The sequence below is a fragment of the Nonomuraea sp. CA-141351 genome, from assembly GCF_050944675.1.
Classification (GTDB): domain Bacteria; phylum Actinomycetota; class Actinomycetes; order Streptosporangiales; family Streptosporangiaceae; genus Nonomuraea.
In genome coordinates this window covers 306,209-332,858 of sequence record NZ_CP191982.1, presented here as the reverse complement: position 1 = coordinate 332,858, position 26,650 = coordinate 306,209, and the positions used below count along the sequence as shown (strand labels likewise).

At 69.4% G+C, this 26,650-nt stretch carries 21 protein-coding genes and 1 pseudogene; 11 read left to right on the top strand and 11 right to left on the bottom strand.

Annotated elements, in window-relative coordinates:
* Positions 1 to 45 precede the first annotated feature (45 nt).
* The 3 genes from ACQPWU_RS01710 to hisC all read left to right on the top strand — a co-directional run bounded on the left by ACQPWU_RS01710 (position 46) and on the right by hisC (position 4,047).
* Positions 46 to 1,329 carry an adenylosuccinate synthase gene (locus ACQPWU_RS01710; protein ID WP_433436420.1) on the top strand — a complete coding sequence of 428 codons (1,284 nt, stop codon included), beginning with the start codon at positions 46 to 48 and terminating at the stop codon, positions 1,327 to 1,329.
* 126 nt (positions 1,330 to 1,455) lie between these two features.
* Positions 1,456 to 2,940: a serine/threonine-protein kinase gene (locus tag ACQPWU_RS01705; protein ID WP_433436418.1), complete on the top strand. Its 1,485-nt coding sequence runs from the start codon at positions 1,456 to 1,458 to the stop codon at positions 2,938 to 2,940.
* Between the two features lie 48 nt (positions 2,941 to 2,988).
* Positions 2,989 to 4,047 carry a histidinol-phosphate transaminase gene (hisC, locus tag ACQPWU_RS01700; RefSeq protein WP_433436416.1) on the top strand — a complete coding sequence of 353 codons (1,059 nt, stop codon included), beginning with the start codon at positions 2,989 to 2,991 and terminating at the stop codon, positions 4,045 to 4,047.
* On the opposite strand, the gene ACQPWU_RS01695 is transcribed toward hisC, so the two are convergent.
* The 3 genes from ACQPWU_RS01695 to ACQPWU_RS01685 are packed head-to-tail and all read right to left on the bottom strand — an operon-like array spanning position 4,048 to position 7,316.
* A complete protein-coding gene (locus tag ACQPWU_RS01695; protein WP_433436414.1) occupies positions 4,048 to 5,571 on the bottom strand; it encodes a hypothetical protein in 1,524 nt (507 codons plus the stop codon).
* A gap of 27 nt (positions 5,572 to 5,598) precedes the next feature.
* Positions 5,599 to 6,432, bottom strand: a complete 834-nt coding sequence (locus ACQPWU_RS01690; RefSeq protein WP_433436412.1) for a carbohydrate ABC transporter permease — start codon at positions 6,430 to 6,432, stop codon at positions 5,599 to 5,601.
* Positions 6,429 to 7,316 carry a carbohydrate ABC transporter permease gene (locus tag ACQPWU_RS01685; protein ID WP_433436410.1) on the bottom strand — a complete coding sequence of 296 codons (888 nt, stop codon included), beginning with the start codon at positions 7,314 to 7,316 and terminating at the stop codon, positions 6,429 to 6,431. The genes ACQPWU_RS01690 and ACQPWU_RS01685 overlap by 4 nt, the downstream gene beginning before the upstream one ends.
* A 208-nt stretch (positions 7,317 to 7,524) precedes the next feature.
* On the opposite strand from ACQPWU_RS01685, the gene ACQPWU_RS01680 reads away from it, so the two are divergent.
* The 6 genes from ACQPWU_RS01680 to ACQPWU_RS01655 are packed head-to-tail and all read left to right on the top strand — an operon-like array spanning position 7,525 to position 14,216.
* Entirely contained in the window at positions 7,525 to 8,802 is a 1,278-nt protein-coding gene (locus tag ACQPWU_RS01680; RefSeq protein WP_433445136.1) for an ABC transporter substrate-binding protein, read from the top strand.
* Positions 8,786 to 9,787, top strand: coding sequence for a Gfo/Idh/MocA family protein (locus ACQPWU_RS01675; protein WP_433436408.1), 1,002 nt, complete (start codon positions 8,786 to 8,788; stop codon positions 9,785 to 9,787). The genes ACQPWU_RS01680 and ACQPWU_RS01675 overlap by 17 nt, the downstream gene beginning before the upstream one ends.
* Positions 9,788 to 9,816: 29 nt before the next feature.
* Positions 9,817 to 11,370, top strand: a complete 1,554-nt coding sequence (locus ACQPWU_RS01670) for a heparinase II/III family protein (RefSeq protein ID WP_433436406.1) — start codon at positions 9,817 to 9,819, stop codon at positions 11,368 to 11,370.
* Positions 11,354 to 12,091, top strand: coding sequence for an amidohydrolase family protein (locus ACQPWU_RS01665; RefSeq protein ID WP_433436404.1), 738 nt, complete (start codon positions 11,354 to 11,356; stop codon positions 12,089 to 12,091). Before ACQPWU_RS01670 ends, ACQPWU_RS01665 begins: the two co-directional genes overlap by 17 nt.
* Positions 12,088 to 12,894, top strand: coding sequence for an amidohydrolase family protein (locus tag ACQPWU_RS01660; protein WP_433436402.1), 807 nt, complete (start codon positions 12,088 to 12,090; stop codon positions 12,892 to 12,894). The genes ACQPWU_RS01665 and ACQPWU_RS01660 overlap by 4 nt, the downstream gene beginning before the upstream one ends.
* Complete coding sequence (locus ACQPWU_RS01655; RefSeq protein WP_433436400.1) at positions 12,873 to 14,216, top strand: GTP cyclohydrolase IIa; 1,344 nt, start codon at positions 12,873 to 12,875, stop codon at positions 14,214 to 14,216. Before ACQPWU_RS01660 ends, ACQPWU_RS01655 begins: the two co-directional genes overlap by 22 nt.
* Here the strand turns inward: ACQPWU_RS01655 and ACQPWU_RS01650 are convergent.
* Entirely contained in the window at positions 14,213 to 15,283 is a 1,071-nt protein-coding gene (locus ACQPWU_RS01650) for a helix-turn-helix domain-containing protein (protein WP_433436398.1), read from the bottom strand. The genes ACQPWU_RS01655 and ACQPWU_RS01650 overlap by 4 nt on opposite strands.
* 9 nt (positions 15,284 to 15,292) lie before the next feature.
* On the bottom strand, positions 15,293 to 16,150 hold the full coding sequence (locus tag ACQPWU_RS01645; protein ID WP_433436396.1) for a fumarylacetoacetate hydrolase family protein: 858 nt from the start codon (positions 16,148 to 16,150) through the stop codon (positions 15,293 to 15,295).
* Here ACQPWU_RS01645 and ACQPWU_RS01640 point away from each other — a divergent pair.
* Positions 16,134 to 17,495, top strand: a pseudogene (locus tag ACQPWU_RS01640) (aspartate aminotransferase family protein); the annotation flags it as partial. The gene ACQPWU_RS01645 and the pseudogene ACQPWU_RS01640 overlap by 17 nt on opposite strands.
* Here the strand turns inward: ACQPWU_RS01640 and ACQPWU_RS01635 are convergent.
* From ACQPWU_RS01635 to purD, 5 genes are all read right to left on the bottom strand, one after another.
* Positions 17,430 to 18,446, bottom strand: coding sequence for an EamA family transporter (locus ACQPWU_RS01635; RefSeq protein ID WP_433436394.1), 1,017 nt, complete (start codon positions 18,444 to 18,446; stop codon positions 17,430 to 17,432). The pseudogene ACQPWU_RS01640 and the gene ACQPWU_RS01635 sit on opposite strands and share 66 nt — an antisense overlap.
* An 883-nt stretch (positions 18,447 to 19,329) precedes the next feature.
* Entirely contained in the window at positions 19,330 to 20,619 is a 1,290-nt protein-coding gene (locus tag ACQPWU_RS01630; RefSeq protein WP_360688524.1) for a GTP cyclohydrolase IIa, read from the bottom strand.
* A gap of 201 nt (positions 20,620 to 20,820) precedes the next feature.
* Positions 20,821 to 22,086 (bottom strand): UDP-N-acetylglucosamine 1-carboxyvinyltransferase, encoded by a 1,266-nt coding sequence (gene murA / locus ACQPWU_RS01625; RefSeq protein ID WP_433436392.1) that lies wholly within the window; start codon positions 22,084 to 22,086, stop codon positions 20,821 to 20,823.
* A 78-nt stretch (positions 22,087 to 22,164) separates the two neighbouring features.
* Positions 22,165 to 23,001, bottom strand: coding sequence for a phosphoribosylaminoimidazolesuccinocarboxamide synthase (locus tag ACQPWU_RS01620; protein ID WP_433436390.1), 837 nt, complete (start codon positions 22,999 to 23,001; stop codon positions 22,165 to 22,167).
* Positions 22,998 to 24,212, bottom strand: a complete 1,215-nt coding sequence (purD, locus tag ACQPWU_RS01615) for a phosphoribosylamine--glycine ligase (protein ID WP_433436388.1) — start codon at positions 24,210 to 24,212, stop codon at positions 22,998 to 23,000. Before purD ends, ACQPWU_RS01620 begins: the two co-directional genes overlap by 4 nt.
* Before the next feature lie 354 nt (positions 24,213 to 24,566).
* On the opposite strand from purD, the gene corA reads away from it, so the two are divergent.
* Positions 24,567 to 25,676, top strand: coding sequence for a magnesium/cobalt transporter CorA (gene corA / locus ACQPWU_RS01610; protein WP_433436386.1), 1,110 nt, complete (start codon positions 24,567 to 24,569; stop codon positions 25,674 to 25,676).
* Here corA and ACQPWU_RS01605 read toward each other — a convergent pair.
* A complete protein-coding gene (locus tag ACQPWU_RS01605) occupies positions 25,673 to 26,578 on the bottom strand; it encodes a glycerophosphodiester phosphodiesterase family protein (RefSeq protein ID WP_433436384.1) in 906 nt (301 codons plus the stop codon). The two genes, corA and ACQPWU_RS01605, sit on opposite strands and share 4 nt — an antisense overlap.
* Positions 26,579 to 26,650 lie beyond the last annotated feature (72 nt).

The following is a 26,650-nucleotide window of genomic DNA, read 5'->3' as shown; positions in this document are numbered from 1 at the left end:
CGCGCTTGCGCCAGGGGTTTCGATTTGTGCACGGGAGACAGAACCATGCCGGCTGCCGTTCTCGTTGGCGCCCAGTGGGGCGATGAGGGCAAGGGCAAGGCCACCGACCTGCTCGGTGGCGACGTCGACTACGTCGTCCGCTATCAGGGTGGCAACAACGCGGGACACACCGTGGTCATCGGGGACCAGAAATACGCGCTTCACCTCCTACCCACGGGGATCCTGTCGCCTGACGTGGTTCCGGTGATAGGCAACGGCGTGGTCATCGACCCAGGGGTGCTGCTGAGCGAGATCGACGGGCTGGCCGCGCGCGGCATCTCCGCCGAGCGGCTGCTGATCTCCTCGAACGCGCACCTGATCATGCCTCACCACAAGGCCCTGGACAAGGTGACCGAGCGCTACCTCGGCAAGGCCAAGATCGGCACCACGGGGCGCGGTATCGGGCCGGCGTACGGCGACAAGATCGCCCGCATGGGCGTGCGCGTCCAGGACCTGCTCGACCCGGGCATCCTGGCGAAGAAGATCGAGGTCGCCCTGACCGAGAAGAACCAGGTGCTGACCAAGGTCTACAACCGGCGCGGCATCGAGCCCTCCGCCGTACTGGAGGAGTACCTCGCCTACGCCGAACGCCTCAAGCCACACATCGCCGACACCTCGCTGGTGCTGTCCAAGGCGCTGGACGAGGGCAAGTTCGTGCTGCTGGAGGGCGGCCAGGGCACGCTGCTGGACATCGACCACGGCACCTACCCCTTCGTCACGTCCTCCTCGCCCACCTCGGGCGGCGCCTGCGCCGGTGCAGGCATCCCGCCGAACCGCCTCACCAAGATCATCGGCATCCTCAAGGCGTACACCACCCGCGTCGGCTCCGGGCCCTTCCCCACCGAGCTGACCGACGAGATGGGCGACTGGCTGCGCCAGACGGGCGGCGAGTACGGCGTCACCACCGGCCGTAACCGGCGCTGCGGGTGGTTCGACGCGGTCATCGCCCGCTACGCGACCCGGATCAACGGGATCACCGACTACTTCCTCACCAAGCTCGACGTGCTGTCGGGGCTGGAGCGGATCCCGGTGTGCGTCGCCTACGAAGTGGACGGGGTTCGGCACGACGAGATCCCGATGACGCAGACGGACTTCCACCACGCCGTGCCGGTTTACGAGGAGTTGCCGGGGTGGCAGGAGGACATCACCAGCGCGAAGTCGTTCGACGACCTGCCGCCCAACGCGCAGGCGTACGTGCGGGCGCTTGAGGAGATGAGCGGCGCCCCGATCTCGGCCATCGGCGTCGGCCCCGGCCGCGACCAGACCGTGGTGGTGCGCTCGCTCGTTTGAGCGTTCGGGGTCCGCACGTATCGCGGCGGACCCCGATGTTCCCACCCGTTCTCCTTTACTACCTGATTTGCGCCTATCGGTCGTGATATTGACAGAGGGCCACGGATGGTCGGAGAGGGGGCGCGGGTGACGCTGCTCGCGGGTCGCTATCGGCTGCAGTCGCAGCTCGGCGAGGGCGGCATGGGTACGGTCTGGCGGGCGATGGACGAGCTGCTCCAGCAGGAGGTGGCCGTCAAAGAGGTGAAGTTACCGCCGGACCTCGACGAGGCCTCGCGGACCGAGCTGACCGAACGCACGCTCCGCGAGGCACGGGCCGCTGCGCGACTGCGTTCCCATCCCTCCATCGTCACCGTGCATGACGTCGTCCTCGACGGCGGGCGGCCGTGGATCGTCATGGAGCTGGTCCGCGGCCGCTCCCTCGACCAGGCCGTACGTGACGACGGCCCGCTGCCGCCGCGACAGGTCGCCGGGATCGGCCTGCGGGTGCTCGACGCCCTCGCGGCCGCCCACGCGTCGGGGGTCCTGCACCGGGACGTCAAACCCGCCAATGTCATGCTCACCGACGACGGGCGGGTGCTGCTGACCGACTTCGGCATCGCGACCATCGCCGGGGACTCCGCGCTCACCCAGTCCGGGTTCCTGACCGGCTCGCCCGGCTACATCGCCCCGGAGCGCCTGCGGGGTGAGACCGACGGCCCGCCAGCCGACCTGTGGTCGCTCGGCGCCACGCTCTTCACGGCGGTGGAGGGCGGCCCGCCGTTCGCCGGTCCGAACACGGCCGCCGTGCTGGCGGCCGTGCTGATGCAGGAGCCCGCCCCTTTCCGGCTGGCAGGGCCGCTCGCCCCCGTGCTGGCCGCGGTCCTGGAGAAGGACCCGGAACGGCGCTGCCTCCCGGACGAGGTGGCCGGCTCGCTGGATGCCATCTCCCGGGGAAACCCCGCGACCGCCCCGGCACCGAGACAGAAGCAGACCAGGCCGGTACGCCCGCCTCGACGCGGCCGGACCAAGCTCGTCGTGGGCGCCGTGCTGGCGATGGTGCTGGTCGTGGCGGCGTCGGTCGTGGTCGTGCCGTACCTGTTTCCGAACGTCATCCGCATGCTCGGCTTCGCGCTCTCACCCCGGATCACCTACTCCGTGCCGACATTCGGCCCGCCGACGGCGGCCACGCCGCAGATCAAACGCGACTTCGAGGCGTGTGACCTGCTGACCAGCGCCCAGGTGCGCTCGTTGCTGGGCGGCTCTGCCAAGCGCCAGTGGATGGCCGCCAGCAGTTGCATGTGGAACAAGGGGGACGGCACCGCACTGACCCTCATGGCCATGCGCTCCAACTGGGGCAGTACCGCCTACTTTGAGCAGTTGGTCAAGACCATGAAGGACGAGCCGAAGCGCGTCCCGGGGACCAAGGTGCGCAAGGGGCCGGACGTCGGTGACGAGGCGTACAGCTTCACCCAGAAGGCGATCAGCTTCGGGGCCCCGCGCTACCGGACGGAGATCTCCTTCCGCCTGTCGAACGCCTGGGTGATGCTCACCCTCACCCACCGGCAGCCCGGATTCGCCACCGCCGACCGGGCGGCCAAGCTGGTCGCGGCGGGCATCGGCAAGTATCGCTAGCGCGCCCTGGTTGATGCCTCATCCTGCCGGGCCTCATAAGGTTGGGTCATGCCTCGTTTCCGCCAGATCCTGGACACCATGGCCGCCTACAAGCCGGGCAAGGCCGTAGTGGCCCCCGACGGCCGGTCGTACAAGCTGTCCTCGAACGAATCCCCGTACGACCCGCTGCCGTCCGTGGTCGAGGCCATCGCCGAGGGAGCGCGGCAGATCAACCGCTATCCCGACCCCGGCGCGGTCAAGCTGACCGAGGCCATCGCCGAACGGTTCGGCGTGCCGTTCGAGCACATCGCTCTCGGAGCGGGGTCCGTCACGGTGGCGCAGCAGCTGTTCGAGTCGGTCGGGGATCCCGGGGTCGAGGTCGTGTACGCGTGGCGGTCGTTCGAGGCGTACCCGCTGCTGGCCGACCTGGCCGGGGTGAAGTCGGTCATGGTGCCGCTGGCCGGAGAGGACCACGACCTGGACGCCATGGCGGAGGCGATCAACGACAACACCCGCATGGTGTTCGTCTGCAACCCGAACAACCCCACCGGCACCGCCATCCGCCGGGCGCCGCTGGAGGCGTTCCTGGACCGGGTGCCCGAGCACGTGCTGGTGGTGCTGGACGAGGCCTACCGGGAGTACGTGCGCGACGAGGACGTCCCCGACGGCCTCACCCTCTACCGCGACCGTCCCAACGTCTGCGTCCTGCGCACGTTCTCCAAGGCGTACGGGCTGGCGGGCCTGCGGGTCGGCTACATGATCGCGCACGAGCCGGTGGCGACGGCCGTGCGCAAGACGATCATCCCGTTCGCGGTCAACCAGCTCGCCCAGGTGGCGGCCATCGCCTCGCTCAAGGCCGAGGACGAGCTGCTGGAGCGGGTCGAGCGGGTGGTCAAGGAGCGCACGCGGGTCCGCGAGTCGCTCATCGCCCAGGGCTGGACGGTGCCGCCCACCGAGGCGAACTTCGTCTGGCTCAGGCTCGGCGAGCGCACTCTCGACTTCGCCGCGGCATGCGCGGTCGAGGGGGTGGCCGTGCGGCCGTTCGCGGGGGAAGGCGCCCGCGTGTCGATCGGCGACCCGGAGGCCAACGACGCGTTCCTCGCGGCGGCGAGCGCCTTCCGCGGCTGATCAGCTGCGGCGGCCCTGCCAGTTGAGGTAGGCGACCGACAGCAGCGTGGAGCCGTACTGCGACTCGACGGCGTGGTCGGCGTAGACCGCCAGCGCGTGCGTGAACAGTGCCTCGTCCCACCGGGCCACCGGCATGAAGCGCGGCGCCTGGAGGTACTGCCCGGCGGGGGCCAGGCCTCCGCTGCCGTCCACCCTCAGGAAGGTCGTCGCGACGCCGCTGTCGGTCGTGGCCATGTTCTTGGTGTAGCTGCGGGCGAAGCGGGCCATGTCGCCGCCGCTGAAGCCGAGGCCCCACCGGTGCGCGACGGCGGCGAACTCGACGTCGATCCCGCCGTGGCTGAGGTCCTCCATCTGCTGCGCGCCCTTGGGCGGCGAGCCGTAGGACGGGGTCCACTCGGAGACGCCGTCGGCCTTGGTGTAGCCGCTGTAGAGCTTGCCGAAGCTCGGCCAGTACGGCCAGTAGTAGGCGTCCTTGTCGTTGATCTTGAGGTCGCGGGCGAACGTCGCGGCGAGCCGGCGGGTGCGGTCGCGGAAGAGCGATTCGCCGGTCGCCGCCGCCAGCTCCGCGTAGGTCTGGCCGAGGGAGACGCTCTGGTTGATCGGCTGTTCGACGCCGTCGTAGGGGACGGGCATGCCCTTGGGCCAGATGTAGTAGCCGTCCGCCACCCATTCGGGGTCGTGCACGGCTGCGGCGGCCCGGCAGGCCTCGAGGTACTCGGCGGCCTTGGCGCGGTAGCGGGCCGTGGCGCGCAGGCGCGGGTCGCGGCGGACGATCCGGACGAACGACGCGAGCGGGTAGGTGATCATGCCGGTGTGCACGGAGAAGATCACCGGCGCGGCGGCCAGCTTGAACGTCCCCAGCGCCGGCATCGCGGCCCCCGCGGGCGAGGGCCGCAGGTCCTTGGCCGTCGCCATGGTCGCCGACGGGTAGGCGTCGAGGATCCGCTTCACGGCGTAGCCGGGGCTTTCGGGGTCCATCGTCAGGTCGGCGAAGGTGGACACCTTGCTCTTGACGGGGTTGCTCACCTCCAACGTGAAACGCCCCTCCGAGGTGCCCGCCCGTACGGTGGCCACCGCGTCGTTGACGTTGGTCAGCGCGCTGCGCACCTCGAGGAGCGGATGCCCCGACGCGTCGAGCAGGCTCACGCCGCCCGCGCTGTAGACGAGGCTGCTCCAGGCGGGCAGCGACAGGCCTCGGTAGTCGGTGACGCCGCGCTCGGAGTCACGGTTGCCCAGCACGTGGTCGGCATAGTCGATGAGCCGGTCCAGGTAGGAGGTGTCGCGGTAGGCCTCGTACATCCTGATGTAGGCGGCCATCACGTAGGACGCGCCCCAGCCGAGACCGCCCGCCTCGTTGGTGTCGGTGGGCTGGCCGAGGGCGCCGCTCTCGCGGAACACCTTGTCGAACAGGTCGAACGTTTCGCGCGCGGTGTAGTCGTAGCCTGCCGCGGCGCGTGCCGTGCCGGGTAATGCCAGGACGCCGAGGGAGAGCGCGCCCAGACCGAATTGGCGGCGAGTAAGCATGGATGACCCTTTCACGAGCGGGCGGCGTCAGCTCTTGACCGCGCCGCGCATGCCTTCCAGGACGTGTCGTTGCATGATCATGAAAAAGACGACGACGGGCAGGATCGAGATGATCGTGCCGGCCGCCAGGCTGCGGACGTCGGTGCCGGTGATTCCGGCCAGGTAGGCGATCCCCAGCGAGACGGGATACAGCGAGGAGTCCTTCAGCACGACCATCGGCCAGATGAAGCTGTTCCAGACCGAGATGAAGCCGAAGACGGCGAGGATGGCCAGGGTGGGGCGGGCGGCGGGCAGCATGACGTGCCAGAAGATGCGTAGTTCGTGACAGCCGTCGGTCCTGGCGGCGTCCACCACCTCGCGTGGCACCCCGGCGAAGGTCTGCCGGAGCAGGAAGATCCCGAACGCCGAGAGCAGGCCGGGCAGGATCACTCCCAGGTAGCTGTCGGCCATCCCGATCTGGGAGACCACCAGGAACCTCGGCAGCAGCATGACCTCGCCGGGCATGAACATGGTGGCGAGGATCGCGAAGAAGATCAGGCTCCGGCCGCGGAAGGCCATCTGTGCCAGCGGGTACGCGCACAGCGCCGAGACCAGGATGTAGAGCGGCACCATCACCACGACGAGGAGCACCGAGTTGAACAGGTAGCGCGGGAACGGGATGGCCGTCCACGCCTCCTTGGCCCAGGTGAGCACAGGGGGCCGGGGGATGATGTCCGGCGGGAAGGAGAAGACGGGCTGGCCCGCCGGCTTCAACGCCGCCGACAGCAGAACGAGAAACGGGCCGACGAACACCAGGGCGATCGCGGTGAGCAGCACGTACATGCCTATGCGGCGCATCCACCAGCCGAGCCTGTGAGTCAACGCTCGTCCTTCTTTCCGCTGGTGAGCCGGTAGTTGAGCAGGGCCATCACGATCAGCAGGACCCACAGGACGAGGCCGACGGCGCTGGCGTAGCCCATGTCGTACTTCTCGAACGCCTCGGACCAGATGTAGTAACCGAGCATCAGGGTGGCGTCCTGCGGGCCGCCCTTGGTCATCACGAAGACGGTGGTGAACGCCTGCATCGCGTCGAGCATGACCATCGTGACGGCGACCGCGATGAAGGGGACCATCAGGGGGACGGTGATGCGCCGCATCCGGTGCCAGCCGTTGGCGCCGTCTATCTTGGCGGCCTCGTAGAGGTCCGACGGGATCGTCTGGAGGCCCGCGAGATAGATCATCATGTAGACGCCCATGTTCTTCCAGCCCTCGACCAGGGTCAGCGCGGGCAGCGCCCAGACGGGGTCGAGGAGGTACTGGATGGGCTGGTCCAGGATGCCGAAGCCGGTGAGCAGCCAGTTGACGACGCCCTGCTGGTGGAAGACGTAGTTCCAGGTCACCGCGACCGCGACCATCGAGGTCACGACCGGCAGGTAGTAGAGCATCCTGAACGTCCTGATGCCGGGCAGCTTCTGGTTGACCAGCACGGCCAGCGGCAGCGGGAACACGACGAGCAGCGGGAACAGCCCCACGAGGAACACCAGCGAGTTGCGCAGGGCGGTCCAGAACCGGGCGTCGTCGAGGATCTTGACGAAGTTGTCCAGCCCCGTGAAGACGGGCGGGCTGACGCCGTCGTAGTCGGTGAAGGAGAGCTGGAGCGCGGTGACGGCCGGCCAGGCGAAGAACACCCCGAACAGCACCAGGGCCGGTATCGGGAAGAGGTACGGCGTGTACCAGCGCTGCCCTGGAATCCGGCTGGTGGCCACCGGCCTCACATCCTTCGGTCTTAATAGTGACGTCCAAAGCCTCGATAAGAGTTGGCCGGAATTTTGACGCAGCCTATAGACGGCCCAAGAAGACCGTCAAGATCTGGCTCTTGACGCGCCAGGCCGAGGACTGACATCGTGCCGAAAGAATCATTAAGGACGGCCATAATTTGGCAGGAGGTCCCGGGTGTTGAGGAGAAGAGCCTTGGTGGGGGCAGGCGCGCTCGCGCTGGCTCTCATGTCGTCCGGCTGCGTCGCCGGAACCTCGGGGAGCACGTCCGGGGGGCAAGCGGATGACCAGCCGTTCGAGGGCGAGGTCGAATTCTGGACGATCAACCTGAAGAAGAACTTCGGCGCCTACGTCGACGGCCTGATCGCCCAGTACCAGAAGGACCACCCCAAGGTCACCGTCAAGTGGGTCGACGTGCCCGGGCAGGACATCGCGACCAAGCTGCTCGCGGCGGTCGCCAGCGGCGACGTGCCCGACGCGGTCAACATCGCCTCCCCCGACCTCGGCAGGTTCACCCCGTCGCTGGCCCCTCTCGACGAGCTGCTCAAACCCGCCGACCTCGCCGACTTCCAGCCGAACCTGGTCGAGCCGCTGCGCGTGTCGGGCAAGCTGTACGCCGTGCCGTGGTACAACGGCGGCACGCCCGTGGGCATCTACCGCAAGTCCGTCGTCAGCAAGGCGGGCTTCGACGAGAACGCCCCGCCGAAGTCGTACGCCGAGGCGCTCGCCCTGGCCGACAAGGTCCACGCCGAGACCAAGGTCTACGGCACCAACGACATCCCCGGCGTCAACGCGGCCTCGGTGCTGCGCTACTACGGCATCGACCTGCTGAGCGCCGACAAGAAGAAGGCGACGTTCAACACGCCCGAGGTCGCCGAGCTGCTGGACACGTTCAAGAAGAGCTACGACAAGCACGGCCTCGCACCGGGAACGGTCTCCAAGGACGTCAGGAACTTCCCGCAGACCCTGGAGAACGGCCAGCTCGCGATGGCCGCGAACGCGGCGGCGGCGACGCTGGTCAACATCCAGAAGAACGCCCCCGACGTCTACAAGGACCTGGTCGTCACCGAGGCCGTGCAGACCAAGACCGGCGGATACCTGCTGCTCGCCCAGCAGACCATGGCCATCCCCAAGGCGTCGAAGCATCAGCGGGCGGCGGCCGAGTTCATCAAGTTCTTCACCAACGGCGCCAATCAGCTCGCGTTCTGCAAGCTGGTGCCGATCTACCCCTCGACGATCTCCTCCACCAAGGACGCCTTCTTCACCGGCGCCGGCGGCGACGACCCGATGGACGTGGCCCGGCAGGTGATCGTCAAGGGTCTGCCGAAGCTGGAGTACGTCCCGCTGGGCACGGCCAAGGACGCCGAACTGGCGGAGTCGCTGGCCGAGGAGATCAGAGCCTTCCTCCAGGGATCGAAGAGCGCCAAGGAGGCGCTCGACGCCGCAGAGAAACAATGGAATGACGCACTTGCCTAAGCTCAGAGTCGGGATCGTCGGGGCCGGGATCATGGGTCGCGGCCACGCCGAGGTCCTGTCCGCCCACCCGGACGCCGAGGTCACAGCCGTCGCGCGGCACGCTCTTGACGCCGCCCCGCAGGCGGCCGTCTACCCCGGCTACCGCGAACTGCTCGCGTCCGGCACGGTCGACGCCGTGTCGATCACCACCCCCGACCACCTGCACGCGGACGTGATGGTGGCGGCGGCGGAGGCCGGGGTGCACATCCTGGTCGAGAAGCCGTTCACGACCACGGTCGAGGACGCCGACCGCTCCGTGGCCGCGATCCGGCAGGCAGGCGTCACCGCGATGTGCCTGTTCAACCACCGCTGGGTGCCCGCGTACGCGCAGGCCAAGCAGCAGATGGAGCTGATCGGTGAGCCGGTCGTGGGCTATGCCCGCAAGGACGACACGATCTACGTGCCCACCGAGATGATCGGCTGGGCCGACCGGACGACCTGCGCCTGGTTCCTGTCGAGCCACGACATCGACCTGGTCACCTGGCTCTACGACGACCACGTGGTGGAGGTGTTCGCCACCGCCCGCCACGGCAAGCTGCGCGGGATGGGCATCGACACCCCCGACGCGATGCAGATCCAGGCCCGCTTCAGCCGGGGCGCCGTCGCCACCTTCGAGTCGGCCTGGATCTACCCGAACACCTTCCCGACCATGGTCGACAGCTACATCACCGTGGCCGGCGAGTCGGGCGTCATCCAGCTCGACAGGCAGAAGGAGAACATCCAGCTCGCCACCGAGAAGTCCTACTCCTACCCGCGCAACATGCTCCAGCGGGTCGTGCACGGCATCCCCGCGGGCGCCTACCGCGACGCGATCCACCACTTCGTCGACTGCGCCCGCACCGGCACCGCGCCGCTGGTCAGCGTGGAGAGCTCGCGGCACGTGACCGCCGTGCTCGCCGCCGCGCACGAGTCCGCCCGCACCGGACGGCCGGTGCCATGTTCGTAGAGAAACCGCCGCACGTGCATCCCACGCGCATGCGGCACATCAGTGACGAGGCGCTCTTCGAAGCGCTCGGAACGAGCGACGTCTCCGAGGCCAGGGCCTGGCGACGGCGACGGCCGGTCCCCGCGGCCCTCGGCGCGGAGGGCGCGGACGCCCTGCTCGGGATCGAGGCCGACTTCCTCGACAAGGGCCACGGCCGCTCACTGCTGTACGGCTTCCACTACCTGCGCTGGATGTCCCCGCTGATCACGGCCTACGCCGAGACCGGGGACCCCCGCTACGCCGCCGAGTGGGACCGCCTGTTCCGCCAGTGGTACGACGACCGCGACCGGGTCAAGGGTGACTGGCCGGGGCTCGACGTGGTCTGGTATTCGCTCGGCGTCCGCGCCCGAGCCATGTACGTCACCGAGGCGCTGGCCGTCTTCGCGGACGAGCCGGCGCTGGGCGACGAGTGCTGGCTGCGAATGATGAAGACGGTCCTCGGCGGCGCCAGGTGGTCGGCCGAGGAGCACGACGAGTTCCGCCACGGCAACTGGCAGTTCGTCAACGCGTGCGAGCTGCTGCACACGGCCAGGGTGTTCGCCGACCTCCCCGAGGCGGGGCAGTGGGCCGAGGTCGCCACGGCACGCATCCTGGAGCACCTCGACCGGGACGTGCGCGCCGACGGCGGCCACCACGAGCGCTCGCCCAGCTACCACCTCATGTGCCTGGAGAACCTCGAACGCGCCGTGGCCGTCGAGCCCTCGCTCGCGCGGCACCCGCGCCGCCAGGCCATGTACCGCTGGCTGAGCGTCCTCACGACGTCCGGCGGCTGGGTGCCGCACCTACAGGACAGCGGCCTGATCTGGCCGGAGGGCGTCGAGCCGGTCGAGAGCTCCCACAACCTGGAGGCCAGCGGCTACGCGACCTTCCGCCACGGCGACTTCCACACCGTCGTCAACTACGGTCCGTACGTCGGGCACGAGCTCGAGCCGCACAGCCACCACGCGGCGCTCGACTTCGTGCTGTCGGGCTGGGGTGTGCCGCTGGCCTGGGAAGGGGGCGGTCCGCCGTCCTACGACGACCCCGGCTACTACGACTGGTACCAGGCGACCAGGGCGCACAACACGCTGCTCGTGCCGGGCGAGGACTACACCGAGGACCGCCGCGCCGCCTGTGACCTGTTCTCCGTCTCCGCGGAGGCCGACGTCTTCGCCGGGCACCACCACGGCTACAGCGTGCGGCATGACCGCGAGATCGTCTTCGTCAAGGGCGACGACCCGTACTGGATCGTCACCGACCGGATCGACGCGGAGGCGGTCTGGCAGGTCCACGGCCTGACGCCGTGGGTGGAGCGCGACGGCGGATTCGCGGGCACCCGTGGCCCGGGCATCCTCGTGGTGCCCCTGGAACCACCCGACGAGGTGCTGTACGGGACGGGTCCGGCCAGGATCCCGGACCCCGCCACCAGGACCGCCGAGTACGGCGAGATCCACTCGCTCGGGCTGAGGCGTGCCGACGGCAGGTTCACCGTCGGCATCTTCCCCTACCGAGACGAGCCCCCCTCTATCCCCGACGATTGGACGGTTCATGCTGATCGACGCTGACGCGATGCTCGGCCGCTACCCCCGCAGGGACGCGGGCACGGGCTCGATCACGGAGGCGCTGGACAGAATGGACCGCTTCGGCATCGCGGAGGCCGTGGTCAGCCACACCCTGTCGTGGCTGCACGACCCCGCCACGGGCAACAGGGAGCTGCTCCGCCTGGTCGCCGGCCGGCCCAGGCTGCGTCCCTGCTGGGTGATGCTCCCCGACACCTGCGGCGAGACCGGCACACCGGACGAGTTCGTGACCGCGGCGCTGGAGGGCGGGGTGTGCGCTGTCCGCGCCTACCCCGCCGACCACGGTTACGAGCTCGCGGGCGGCGACTGCGCGGCCATGCTCTCCGCCATCGCGGAGGCCGGGCTGCCGCTGCTCGTGGACGCGGCCCAAACCGGTTGGCCCGCCGTCGAGTCCGTCTCCACCGCGCACCCGGAGCTGAAGGTCGTGGTCGGAGCGCTCGGCTACCGCCAGCTGAGGCAGGCGGCGGGGGTGCTCTCCCGCACCGGCAACGTCTACCTGGGGCTGGCCAACCTGTCCTCGCACTGCGGGCTCGAATGGCTCGTCGAGCGGTACGGCGTCCGGCGCCTCGTCTTCGGCACGGGGGCACCGCTCAGGGATCCCGCCGAGGCGGTCACCCGGCTGCTGTGGGCGGAGCTCGACGACGACACCGTGGCCACCATCGGCGCCGGCACCCTGCTGGGACTGCTGCCCGTGGGGGCGGTGTGAACGCGATCACCGCAGCGCTGTGGCAGCGGCGCCCGCAGACCAGTGTCCGGATCGTCGACGCGCACGCGCACGCCGGCCCCTACAGCCTGTTCTTCATCCCCGAGTCCTCTTCCGACGCGATGGTCAGGGTGATGGACAGGTGCGGCGTGGCGCACGCCGTCATCTCCAGCCACCTGGCGATCCAGCTCGACGCGGCGGCGGGGAACGCCGCGACCGCCGAGGCGGTGGAACGCGCGCCGGATCGGTTCACCGGATACCTGACGATCAATCCCTGGCAGGATCCCGACGGCGAGCTGGACAAATGGAGCGCGGATCCGCGCTTCGGCGGCATCAAACTCCACCCCGACCTGCACGACTACCCGCTCACCGGCAGGCGCTACGCCCGCGTGTGGGAGTTCGCGCAGCGCACCGGCTGCCCGGTGCTCACCCACACCTACGACGGCTCCCCCTACAACGATCTGGCCGCGGTGGACGCCGTCGCGTCGGAGCACCCTGACGCGGTGATCGTCGCAGGGCACGCGGGCGCGACCCCGCTCGGTTTCGACAAGGCCATCGAGGTGGCACAGCGGCATCGAGGGGTCATTCTGGAGGTGTGCGGGTCCTTCAACACCGGGCCCGACATCGCCAGGATGGTGCGGGAGGTCGGTCACGACCGAGTCGTCTACGGATCCGACTTCCCCTTCATCGATCTTCGGATCTCCTTGGGGAGGGTAATCTTCAGTGGCCTCGCAGAGGGGGACCAGGCCGCGGTGCTCGGTGCGACGATGACCCGCTTGCTTCAGTGGAGATCTGGACTGGGGTGATCAAGATCATGGATCGGCTGCGTTCGGAGTCGCGGCCCAGGGTGACGATCGGGGTCGTAGGGCCGCACGATCTCGTCGAAGAGATCATGATGATCGGCGCCGACCTTCCGGCCGCCGCGGACTGGCGGCTGGTCGGCGCGCCGCATGCCGAGGAGCACGAGACCTACGAGAAGTTCTCGAGGATCGCCGACAGCATCGATGTGGTGCTGTTCACCGGGCCCCTCCAGCATGACCTGGCCAGGCAGGCGGGCGAACTGCCCGTCCCCGCCACGTTCGTGCCCATGAGCGGGGCCAGCCTGTACGCCAGCCTGCTGCGCGGGGTGCTCAGCCACGGGATCGACCCGTCCAGGGTGAGCATCGACTCGCTGCCCGCCGCGGACGTGGAGGAGGCGTACGGCGAGATCGGCGTGAGCACGGCCGGCGTGCACCTTTCCGAGTACGACCGGCCGGAGTCGGCACGCGGTTTCAGCGCCTTCCACGAGCAGCTCTACCGCCAGGGTGAGACCACCGCGGCGCTCACCACGATAAGGAGTGTCGCCAACAGGCTGAGCGCCGCCGGGGTGCCCGTGCTCCGCCTGCTGCCGACCTCTCACACGTTGCGCATCGCGCTCAACACCGCCGCCCTGCTCGGCACCGGCAGCAGGCTGGAGGACGCGCAGATCGCCATCCTGGTCGTCGAGATCGCCGCCTCCGCCAAGCCCAGTTACTCCGGGCCGGGCAACTACTGGCAGCAGGAGCTGAAGCTGTCACTGCACCGGTCGCTGCTCGCCGACGCGCGGCTGATGGGCGCCACCGTGGTGCCCCGGGACGACAACAGCTACGTCGTCACCGCCACAGTCGGCGCTCTCGGCCAGGCCACCGAGGGGTTCAGGATGGCGCCGTTCATGGACCGGATCCGCTCCGACGTGGGGGTCGACGTCGAGGTCGGCATCGGGCTCGGCAGCACGGCCCGCGACGCCGACGCCAACGCGCTGGCGGCCGTCGAGAAGGCGCGCAACGCGGGGGCCGCCGCCGCGTACCTGGTCAGTGGCGACGGCACCGTGCTGTCGCTGCCGGTGCGCAGGCGCCGGCGACAGGAGAGCGAGCCCGTCGTCACCACCAAGGCGGCCAAACTGCTCGAACGCCTGGTGGAGGGTCTCCACGACGGCGACACGATGGTGGTCGACGCCGAGGTCGTCGCGGACGTGCTGGCGATCTCTCCTCGCAGCGCCCGCCGGGTCCTCCAGAGCCTCGCGGAGGAGGGGCTGGCCTGGCCGATGCCCCCGGTCAAGGGCACCCAGGCAGGCAGGCCCCGTCAGCCGTACCGGCTCGTGCGGAGCTAGGCGCCGGGCCGGAATCCGGCCCGGCGGTACTCGGTGGGAGAGCAGCCGACGTACCGGCTGAACGCGGTCCGCAACGCCTTGGCGCTCGGGTAGCCGGTGTGCGCGGCGATCACGTCCACCGACAGGGTGGAGGTGGACAGCAGCCGGCGCGCATGCCGCAGGCGCAGGCCCGTCAGGTGGCGCAGGAACGTGGTGCGGCGCTCCTCCGCGAACAGGTGCGAGATGTAGAACGGGCTCGCGCTCACCGCCTCCGCCACCGTGGCCAGGCGGAGCCCGGCGTCGGTGTAATGCTCGGCCATGTACGACTCCGCGAGCGCGAGCACATCCCTGCGCGGCTGCTCGGGCATCAGCCGCCCGAGGGTCTCGCGCAGCCACATGTGCAGGTAGGAGCGCTCGTGGATGTCGCCGACCGTGATGATGTCCTCGATGGGCAGTCTGGCGCACGCCACGACCCAGTCGGTCGAGCCGTCGGCCAGCCTGGCCCGGTCGGCCACGTCCACGACGAACAGCAGCTGCCCGATGAGCCAGTTGCGCAGAGTCTGGGGGTCGGCATCGCGGGCGCACCTGTCGACCCAGCTCGCCAGCAGCCCGGCCGCGCCGTTGCTGTCGCCCGCGCGGACGCGCCTGGTCAGCTCCCGCTCGATCCTTACGGGCGGCGTCGTGGCCACACCGCCACCGGAGGGCGGTTCGATCACCCGGTCGCCACCGAGCACGAGCTTGTAGCCGTTGACCCGCCGGGCGTCCCGCTCGGCCGCGATCGCGCCCACGCTGGGGGAGCCCAGGCTGACGGTGGCGGTCCACGCCGTCTCGCGGACGATCCTCGCGCGTACCTCCTCCGCCAGCGCGGCCGCGTCTGACATCAGCGCGTCGGGATCGACGCCCGTCAGCAGGACGAGCCACTCCTCCGGCGGCTGCGAGCGGCAGGTCGCCCCCGGACGGCCGCTGGTGGCCGCGCGCACCGCCTGGTCGGCGTGCTGGAGCTGGCGATGCGCCCACGACCGCCCCCGAGCCTGCTCAGAAACCATGAAGTCGTCGATGTCCACCAGGGCGGCCACAGCGTAGGTCATGCCCCTACTTTAGGCGGACCGAAATTTGACCGTATTCGCCAGCGTCCCGATTTTCTCCACCGTGGCCCGCATGGTGTCGCCGTCCTTGAGCGGGGCGATCCCGGCGATGGTGCCGGTCGCGATGAGGTCGCCCGGCATCAGCGTCATCCCGTCGGACAGATCGGCGATGAGCCGCGGGAGGCCGAAGACCATCTGCCTGGTGTTGGCCCGCTGCCTGACCTGGCCGTCCACCTCCAGGGTCAGCTCGAGCGCCTGCGGGTCGGGCACTTCGTCCACCGTCGCCAGGTACGGGCCCGCGGGCGCGAAGGTGTCGAAGCCCTTCGACTGGTCCCACGGCACGTTGCGGGCGATGTTGGCCAGTTGCAGGTCGCGGGCCGTCATGTCGTTGATCACGGTGTATCCGGCGACCGCCTCGCGCCACCGCTCGGCCGGCAGATCCCTGGTCACCTTGCCGATGACCACGGCCAGCTCCACTTCGTGCTCCAGATGGCGGGTGCGGGCGGGGGCGATGACCGGGTGGTTGTGGCCCACGAGCGCGGACGGCGGCTTGAAGAACAGCACCGGCTCCGGCGGGACCTCCAGGCCGCTCTCCTCCGCGTGCTCCTGGTAGTTCAGCGCCAGGCAGCAGATCTTCGTGCAGGTGGCCACGGGCGGCTCGAAGATCACCGCGCTCTCGTCCAGCGTGGGGCCGTCGTGGCCGGCCACCAGCTCGGCCAGGCGGTCGAGCCCGTGCGTGTCCAGGGCCGCCACCGGGTCTGATCCGAGATCCGGTCCGAGGCCGGCCAGGCTCACCAGCTCGCCGGCCGCGCGCCGGGCCACCAGCTCGACGGGGCCGGAGGGGGTACGCCGAATGCGTCCAAGAAACATGTCCGTAAGCCCATCAAGGGCCAGTGACCTCCACAAGAACCGAAATTTGCGCTTACGACCCGCTTCTTGCTCTCTTTCTTGTCGTCAGGCGATATGCCACCGTTTGATGGTCGGCATGACCCGGACTCTGGATGTCACGCGCGACCTCTACACCACTGCCCAGCGTTACATCGCAGGCGGCGTCTCGAGCGACGCCCGCCGTACCGCGGGCGTGCCGCTCTACGTGGACAGGGCATCGGGAGCCAGGCTCTGGGACGTCGACGGCAACGCCTACATCGACTATGTGCTCGGCCAGGGCCCCGCGCTGCTCGGTCACTGCCCGCCCGCCGTGGTGGAGGCCGTCACCGCGCAGGTGGCACGCGGCATCGTCTACTCCGCCCAGCACGCGGCGGAGGCCCGCGTCGCCGAGCGGTTGTGCTCGATGGTGCCGTCGGCGGAACGCGTCCGCTTCAACACCGTCGGCTCCGAGGCCGCGCACGCCGCCTGGCGCCTGGCTCGCGGCTTCACGGGACGCCCCAAGATCCTCAAGTTCGAGGGCCATTACCACGGCTGGCTCGACCCGGTCCTCTACAGCGTGCACCCGTCCCTGGACGACGCGGGCCCGCAGGACCACCCTCGCGCCGTCCCCGGCACCGCGGGCCAGCCACCCGCCGCCGACCTGGTGATCTGCCCCTGGAACGACCTGGACGCGCTCACCCGCCTCATGGAGGAGCACGCGGGACAGATCGCCGCCATCGTCACGGAGCCGGTGCTCTGCAACACCGGCGCCATCGAGCCGGATCCCGGCTACCTCCAGGCGGTGCGCGAGCTGTGCGACCGCCACGGCAGCCTGCTGATCTTCGACGAGATCATCACCGGTTTCCGGCTCGCCCCCGGAGGCGCGCAGGAGTACCTCGGCGTCAGCCCCGACCTGTCGGTCTTCGGCAAGGCGATGGCGGGCGGCATGCAGGTGTCCGCGCTGGCGGGTCGGGCATTTGTGATGGACGCCATCTCCTCGGGCAAGGTCGCGCACGCGGGGACGTTCAACTCGCAGCCCGTCGGCATCGCCGCCGCCGAGGCCACCCTCCGCATCCTGGACGAGCAGCGCGAGGAGGTCTACGGCACCCTCTACGCCCGGGGCCGGCAGCTCATGAGCGGCCTGCGCGAGGCTGCGGCAAGGGTGGGTGTCCCGATGCTGGTGGACGGGCCCGGGCCGGTCTTCCAGACGTACTTCACCGACCAGTCCGCGGTGCGCGACTACCGCGACTTCGCCAAGACCGACCGCGCCATGATGGCCCGCCTACACGCCGCGCTGCTCGACCGCGGGGTCAACATGGTGCCGCGTGGGCTGTGGTTCCTGTCCACCGCTCACACCGAGGCGGACGTCGCCGCCACCGTCGAGGTCTTCGAGGGCGCGCTTCGGGCCCTTCCGCTCGGTTGAGATCACCAGTGCCACGCCGACCAGGATGACCAGGCCGCCGGCGACCACCTGGGTCGTGAGCGGCTCGTGCAGCACGAGCGTGCCGAGCGCGACCGCCACGGCCGGGTTGACGTAGGCGTAGGTGGACACCAGCGAGATGGGGGCGTTGCCCAGCAGCCACGAGAACGCGGTGAAACCGATCAGGGACCCCACCAGGACCAGGTAGGCCAGCGCCACCCAGGACCTGGTGGTGACGGCCGACACGTCGAGCCGCTCGCCGAACCCGGTGCCGAGCACCAGCAGCCCGGCACCGCCCACGACCATCTCGATCACGCTGGTGGCGAGCGCGTTGGCGGGCATCTCGATCCTGCTGGACAGGAACGAGCCCACGGCCCACGACACCGAGCCGAGCAGCACCACCACGATCCCGACGCCACTGCCGCCCTGGGCGCCGGTAAGCGACAGCGCCCCGACTCCGACGAGCCCGACCAGCACGCCCGCGAGCGTGAGCACCTTGGGACGGTCGCGCACGGCGAATCTGAACACGACCAGCCACAGCGGCACCGAGGCCACCAGGAGCGCGGACAGGCCCGTGGAGATGTACTGCTCGGCCACCGCCAGCAGCCCGTTGCCCGTGGTCAGCAGGAGCACGCCCGCGATCGCCGCGCCGAGGGCCTGCCTGCGCGACATCTTGAACGCCGCCGGCCCTGACCGCACCAGCAGGAAACCGGCGAGCAGGGCGGCGGCGGTGATGAACCGCACGGCCGCGCTGAGCATGGGCGGGATCGACTCGATCGCGATGCCGATGCCGAGATACGTCGAACCCCACACCACATAGACGATCGCCAAGGCGCCCCAGACCATGAGCGCACGACTGTCAGTGGTGTTCGCCTTCATGACTGATGACAATACAGGTCGGCACTGACGCATTCCGGCGGCTATCGGACTTGACTGTGACAATTCACCGACGCCGACAACGCCGCCGCCCTGCCCACTTCGACATCGGCCTGGACTTCGAGGCCAAGCGTCCACCGCGGCCGCTGGGGCCCCCGGCATCGCGGTCGTCGGCTCGCGCAGTCAGGAGAGCTGGGACCAGGGCCACATCGAGGGCGCCGTACACAACGGCGTCAACCGTGCCGCCCCGGTGCCCGACATCGTCCGCGCCTGCTGAGTGGGCCGCACAACGTCCTCAAAGGCCCGCTGGAGGGTCTTGCGGCAGTGTAGGTATACGGAGGGCGTCCCGACCTGCCAGCGGCCCGCACAGGCCCGCAAAGCGCGGCAAATCAGCCCGAAACCGGCCGGATCGCTACCACGGATGCTGCCTCCCGAGCGGCAAGGGCTCCCCGAGGCACATGGTGTTGGATGAAACCGCGCCACCGCGGCCAGAAACGCGCACACCGAACGAGCGACTCAACGCGCTCGAATAATTTGGCGCCCCCGTCCGAATCTTGTCGATCGGGGGCGTTCGAGAACATACCCGCATCTACACGGGTCAACCAATAACTTCACCGGAGTCAATGGGTGAGTTCGCAAAGATGACATTGGTTGTCAATATCATCGTCTGCCCCAGGTCACGACAAAGCCCTCAATCGCCTCACCAGGCGCCGTAACGGCGCTCAGCCCCGTGCGGGTCAGCGAGCGTCTCCCTGGAGGCCCTGAGCCTTGTGCGGCGGGTGGCGTCTCGTTGGCTCCGCCGTACAGGATGGGTGGGGTTTGAAGCCGAGAGCCTGTATAAAGCCGAGAGCCCGCCGTACAGAGACGACGGGCCCAAAGATGGCGCTCAGCGCGGGCCGAGCTTCTCGACAATCAGTCGATACAGCTGGCGCGGACGACCCGGCTGCGGGGTGCGGTTCGGCGGGAGCGGCCACGCGAGTCCCTCGTCAACCAGCGTGCGCAGCAACCGCCGAGCCGTGCGAGGCGTGACTCCCAGCATCTTGCCCGCCCCCTCGGCGTCGACCACAGTGTCTCCGCCCTCCAGCTTGGCCGCCAGCCGGGCCAGCACCTCCACTCCCTTCGGCTTCAGTGCGGCGGATCCGGTCGGTGGCATGCGCGGGGCGGGGATGAGCGCGCGCCCCTCGCGGTCCACCGCGAACCCCTGCGCCTGCTTGCCCGCCTGCGTGCGGGCCAGCGCCGCCCGGGCGTGCGACTCCGCGTCGTGCGTCGTGCGCCCCATGCCCACGCCGACCTCGACCGCCAGCCCCAGCTCGTCCCTGATCCTCGCCGCGAACGGCAGCACCCTGAACCCGTCCGTCGCCGCCACGATCGAGCCCCTGGTAGCGGTAACCAGGTAGCTGTGATCGTCGATGGGCCAGACGGTGGCGTTCATCCGGTTCGCCTCCTGGACCAGGAGCCGGTGCAGCGACAGCCGTAGCTCGTCGCGCCAGTAGCGGGGCGCGGCGCGGCGCACGGGTTCGCGCAGCGTCGGCACCTCCACCAGCACCACAGTCAGCTGCGACTCCTCCAGCCGGTGATGCGCGCCCAGCAGCGCGGCCGTGTGCAGCGCCGTGCGTACCGCGCCCGAGGTCGGCCTGATCCTGATGACCGGCACGCCCGCCGCGTGCAGGCGCTCGGCCACCGAGGGCAGGCACGTCAGCGCCCCCGAGGTGGCGCCCTGCCTGACCAGGCGCTCGTGGTAGGCCGCGATCGTGCCGGTGGCGCCCGGCTCGTCGCGGCTGTGCACGTCCGAGGCGGGGATGCCGAGGTCGGTGTACGCCTCCTCGACATCGGCCCTGCTCACCACGTCGATGCTGACCCGCTGGGGGTCGATGCGAGGGTCGAGCGCGGCCTTGGCCAGCGCCGCCACCAGTGCTGCTCCACCGAGTTGGACGTACGTCGCGGGCATGGTCAGCACGCCGGAACGCCTGGCCAGGTCATAGGGGACCGGGCTGGCGAACAGGCATGCGTCGACTCCGGGACCGAGCCGCGTCACCTTGTCGGGCGCCTCCTGCTCGTCGCGGTACGCGGCCGCGACCAGGCGACACGGCAGCGGCGCCGCGGCGTGACCCATCAGCATGACTCGCTCGACCAGGTCGTGGGGTCCGACCACGCCGATGGTGAGGTCCGGTGTCATAGCGCCCGGGCGTGACACTCGGGGAGTTTCTTCGGCCCTATCGACCAATGTTCGTCCCATCCTGCCGTCCGTTGCAATGCTCTCTTTTGGAACGATCGCTCGCGGGGGCCGTAATGTCACGCCCGACTTTTCCGGAAAGCCGTTGAGGTTGACCGCCCGACAAGATGTCCTAGCAGCTCAACGAGGTTTTTCTGGCGCCTTTTAGCGCTCTGAAATCTCTCGTGTAATGTCCGCGCCGAGCGCGCGCATTCGGGCGGCGAGATGCGCGTGCCCGCGATCGATGAGGTATCCGGAGTCGATCACGGTCTCCCCCTCGGCGGCGAGCCCGGCGAGCACCAGGGCGATGCCGGAGCGCAGGTCGTGGGCCGTCACCTGGGTCCCGGTCAGCGGCGTACTGCCGCGCACGACGGCCCGGCTGCCGTCGACCTCGACGTTCGCGCCCATCTTGTTCAGCTCTCCGGCCAGGGCGAACCTGCCGTCGAAGATGCGCTCGTGGATGTAGCTGGTGCCGTCGGCGAGCGCCGCGACGGTCATCATCGGGGACTGCAGGTCGGTGGCGAAGCCGGGGTAGGTGTCGGTGATGATGTTGATCGGCCGCAGAGGGCCCTCGCACCGCACGTGCAGCACGGCGCCCTGGCGGGCGAACTCGACGCCCATCTGCTCCAGCTTGTAGCGGACGACGCCGAGGTCGAGCCCCGTGCCCACGAGGCTCAGCTCGCCCCCGGTGATGGCCGCGGCCATCGCGAACACGCCGGCGTCGAGCCGGTCGGGCATCACCGTGTGCTCGACGGCGTGCAGTTCGTCCACGCCCTCCACGGTGATGAACCCCGTGCCGCCGCCGCGGATCCTCGCGCCCATTTTGGTGAGCATGTCGATGACGTCGAGCACCTCGGGTTCCAGCGCCGCGTTCTCGATCACCGTCGTGCCCTTGGCCAGGGCGGCGGCCATGATGAGGTTCTCGGTGCCGGTGTGTGACGGGGTGTCGAGATAGAGGGTCGCGCCGGTCAGGCCGGACGCCTTGACGTGGATGACGGTGTCGCCCTCGTCCACGATGGCGCCCAGCCGTTTGTAGCCGAGGTAGTGGAAGTCGAGGTTGCGGCTGCCGAGGTTGCAGCCGCCGACGCCCTCCACGATCGCCTCGCCCAGCCGGTGGAGCAGCGCGGGGGTGAACAGGACCGAACCGCGGAAACGCCTGGCGATGGCGGCCGGCAGCACGGGGCTGTCCACCCTGGAGGCGTCGATGACCAGCGTGCGCTCGGACTCGTGCAGCTCGACGTACGCGCCGACGGACTCGGCCAGCTCGACCGCGCGGCGGACGTCCTCGATGATCGGCACGTTGCGCAGGACGGTGCGGCCCTTGGCGGCGAGCAGAGCCGCACCGATCATGGGTAGCACGGCGTTCTTCGCGCCCTGGATGAACGCGGTTCCACGCAGTGCGTTGCCACCGCGCACGCGGTAACGGACCATTTCGTGCGGCTCCTTGAAATCAACGGTGAGGCTTGATCGGGCCAACAGTAGTCGCTAACACCACATGACCCAGCCGAATCATCCGCTAAAGGAAGCCCCCGTGACGCGCTCATATGCTTCTAGGTATCGCTGCCTCGTGCGCTCGATCACGTGGTCAGGAAGGGGAGGTGGGGGGTTTCCGGAGGATTTGTCCCATCCTGATTCGGGCGACAGCAACCAATCGCGTACAAATTGCTTGTCAAAAGAATGCTGCGCATGGCCGGGCTGCCACTGGTCGGCCGGCCAGAATCGCGACGAGTCGGGCGTAAGCACCTCGTCGCCCAGCGTCAGCACCCCGTCGGCGTCCCAGCCGAGCTCGATCTTGGTGTCGGCCACGATGATGCCGCGCTCTCGCGCGATCTCCGCGCCGCGCGCGTAGACGGCCAGAGTGACCCGCCGCAGCTCCCCGGCGGTCTCCTCGCCCACCTCCTGGATGACCTGCTCGTACGAGATCGGCTCGTCGTGCTGCCCCATGGGCGCCTTCGTGGACGGCGTGAAGATAGGCTCCGGCAGCCGGGAGCCGTCCTCGAGCCCCTCGGGCAGGCGGACACCCGAGACCGTGCCGTCGGCGCGGTATTCGTTCAGCCCGCCGCCCGCGAGGTAGCCCCGCGCCACGCACTCGACCTGCACCATCCGCAGCGGCCGGCACAGCACGCTGCGGGCGTCGTCGCCGGGCGCCACGACATGGTTGGGCACGACGTCCTTGAGCTGGTCGAACCACCACAGCGACATCTGCGTGAGGATGGCCCCCTTGTCGGGGATCTCGGTCTCCAGCACGTAGTCGAAGACCGAGATCCGGTCGGAGGCGACCATCAGCAGCAGGCCCTCGTCGGTCTCGTAGAGGTCGCGTACTTTGCCGGAGTGCACGTGCTTCATCGGGCGATGTCCGTCCTGTGGAAGGAGCCTCGCAGCTGGATCCTGCCGACGAGGTCATAGGCGGCCTGGCGCGCGCTCTCCTGGTCGGGTCCGTGGCCGACCACGTTGAGGACCCGCCCGCCGTTGGAGACCACGTCGTCGCCCTGCCGCCTGGTGCCGGCGTGGAGCACGTACGCGTTCCCGGTCTCCTGCAGCCCCGTGATCACGTCGCCCTTGACCGGCGCTTCAGGGTAGTTTTCCGATGCGATCACCACGGTCACGGCCGAGCCGTCCTTGAACACCGGGTCGAGCCCCAGCTCGCCCGTCGCGCTCGCCATCAGCAGCCCACCCAGCGGCGTCTCCAGCCGGTCGAGCAGCACCTCCGTCTCCGGATCGCCGAAGCGCGCGTTGAACTCGACGACCTTCGGCCCCTTCGAGGTCAGAGCCAATCCCACGTAGAGCACGCCTTGGTAAGGCAGCCCGCGCCGGGCCAACTCTCCGATCGTCGGGTGCACGACCTCCCGCATGACCTGGTCGGTGAGCCCCTCAGGCGCCCACGGGAGCGGTGTGTAGGCGCCCATGCCGCCGGTGTTGGGGCCCTCGTCGCCGTCGTAGGCCCGCTTGAAGTCCTGAGCGAGCTGCAGCGGCACGGCGGTGCTCCCGTCGCACAGCGCGAACAGCGACACCTCGGGCCCGTCGAGGAACTCCTCGATCACCACCCGCTCGCACGCCCGCGCGTGCGCCAGCGCCTTCTCCCTGTCCCCGGTGACGACCACGCCCTTGCCGGCGGCCAGCCCGTCGTCCTTGACCACATAGGGGGCCCCGAACTCGTCGAGGGCGGCGGCCGCCTCCTCCTCCGTGACACACGTCCTGGCCCGCGCAGTCGGCACGTCGGCCGCGTTCATGATCTCCTTGGCGAACGTCTTGGAGCCCTCGATCATGGCGGCGTCTCTCGACGGCCCGAAGCAGGCGATGCCCGCGTCGCGCACGGCGTCGGCCACCCCCGCCACGAGCGGCGCCTCCGGCCCCACCACCACGAGATCGACCCGCAGCCGCAGGGCCAGCTCGGCCACCTGCCCGGGGTCGAGCGGATCGACGGGGTGAACGGTCGCCACCTCCTCGATGCCCGCGTTGCCTGGGGCACAGTGGAGCTCGCTGACCTGGGGATCGAGCCTGAGTGAACGGCACAGGGCGTGCTCACGCCCTCCGGAACCAATGACTAGAACGCGCACGCGGTCCATTGTCGCAGGCCCGCCGCCCGGCACACGCGAGGGTGCGCGAGCACACCGATCGCCGGAATAGCACCGGAACTTTGTCGAGTTCTACCTGAGTCGAGAGCGTCCCTGCGAGTATCGTCAAGTAAGTTCACCCGCCTGTGGTAAGTTAGGGCGGCTTCGCGGCGTCCCAATGCGATTGGAGGTGGTCCGGGATGAATCCTGGTGATCCCAGCAGTACGTGCTCGCCCACGTACACCGTGCATACCCCCGACCACTCCAATCCGGCAGCCTGATCGTGCCTCCGCGCATTCTGTGAGGTGACTTTTCGTCGCGCGTGGAGCGTGCCAGGTCGGGCGGAAAGGGACTGCCATGCGCTCGTCCACGCTTTTCCGTCGCATCAACCGTCACCCTGTTCGTCCGCGTACCGCGCTCCAGCTCGCCGAGCCGATGCGTGAGGTCTGCGTGCCCCCCGGTGACTCCATCGTCGAGTACGGCGCCTACGTCCAGGGCAAGAAGGTCGCCGCCTCCGGCATCGTCGAGGCGCTCGACCTCGTACGCGAGCACAACAAGACCTCCGACGGCGCCAACGCGTTCGTCTGGGTGGGCCTGCACGAGCCGGAGGCTCCCGAGGTGGAGTGGCTCTCCGAGGTGTTCGGGCTGCACCCGCTGGCCGTAGAGGACGCCGTCAAGGCCCATCAGCGCCCCAAGGTGGAGCGGTTCGGCGAGTCGCTGTTCATGGTGCTCAAGACCGTCGCCTACCTCGACCACGACGAGCTGACCGCCAACAGCGAGATCATCGCCACCGGCGAGATCATGGTGTTCCTCGGTGTGGACTTCGTGGTGACGGTGCGCCACGGCAGGCACTGCCCCCTCACCGTGGTCCGCGAGCGCCTCGAGGACAAGCCCAAGCTGATGAACCGCGGCCCCGCCGGCGTCCTGCACGCCATCGCCGACCACGTCGTCGACCAGTACCTCCAGGTCGCCGACCTCATGCAGCTCGAGCTGGAAGAGGTCGAGGCCACGGTTTTCGCCGACGTCAGCTCCCGCGACATCAACCGGATCTACCAGCTCAAGCGGGAGATGCTGGAGATGAAGCGGGCCGTCACCCCACTGCTCTCCCCGCTGTCCGCATTGCCGCAGCGCCGTGTCATCCCCTCCGAGATGCGCGAGTACTTCCGCGACGTCGGCGACCACCTCTCGCGGGTCTGCGAGCAGGTCGAGTCCTCTAACGAACTGTGCAGCTCGATCCTGCAGGCCGCCCTCGCCCGTTCGAACGCGCTGGCCAACGAGGACATGCGCAAGATCTCCTCCTGGGTCGCCATCCTGGCCGTGCCCACGATGATCGCCGGGATCTACGGCATGAACTTCGACTTCATGCCGGAGATCCACCAGCCCTGGGGCTACCCCGCGGTGCTGGCCGTCATGGTCACCGCCTGCGTGCTCCTGCATCGGGGCTTCCGCAGGAACGGCTGGCTCTAGACCCCCACCGGCTTCAGCGGGCCCACGGGCTCAGGCAGCTCCAGCCCCCGCTCCCGCCAGAGCTCCCGCATCCGATCGGGGTAGTCGGTGACGATCCCGGCCACCCCCAGGTCCAGCATCCTCGCCGCCAGGCCGGTCTCGTTGACGGTCCAGACCGCCACGTCGAGCCCGGCGGCGTTCGCCTGGGCCATCAACGCCTCGTCCACCATGATGTGCTCGGGCGAGAGCGTGGTCGCTCCGGCTTCGCGGGCCGCGGCCGGTATGTCGTCGCCCAGGTCGTCGTGCCAGTGCAGGGTGTCCAGCTCGATCAGCGCGAACCGCCGCGTGCCCGGGGCGAGCCCGGCGGCATGAGTGATGATCCGCCAGTCGAAGCTGAGGATGGCGACGTTGCCGAGCCTGCCGTGCCGGTCGAGCTCCTCGACGACCAGCTCGGTGAAGAGCTCGGGGTCGGGCGTCAGCTCCGGCCTGGTGGGGTCGGACTTCAGCTCGACGTGCAGCCGTACGCCCTCCGCCTCGTAGGCGTTCACCAGCCCCAGCACCGCGCCGAACGTCGGCATCCTGGTCTCGGGCATGGGGACCTGCGTCAGCGCGAACGGGTCGTCGGGATGGCGCGGCAGCCGTACGCCCACGTCGAGCGTGCGCAGCTGCGCCAGTGTGAGTGCGTTGATCGGCTTTCCGACGTACGGGAACAGCGGATCGCCTGCCTTGATCGGCCGCCGGTCGGCACTGGTCACGGCGGAGACCGTGAGGTCGTGCGTGAGCACGAGGCGGCGATCGGCAGTAAGGGCGACGTCGAGCTCGAGCGCGTGGACGCCGAGCTCCATCGTGCGGCTCATCCCCGGCAGGGTGTTCTCCGGCCAGAGGCCCCGAGCTCCCCGGTGACCATGTATCTCAACGCGCACAACGGGGACACTACCTGGCGCGGGGCACGACTCGGCGATGCCACGCCGTGTCCTTTTTATCCTGCTACGCCC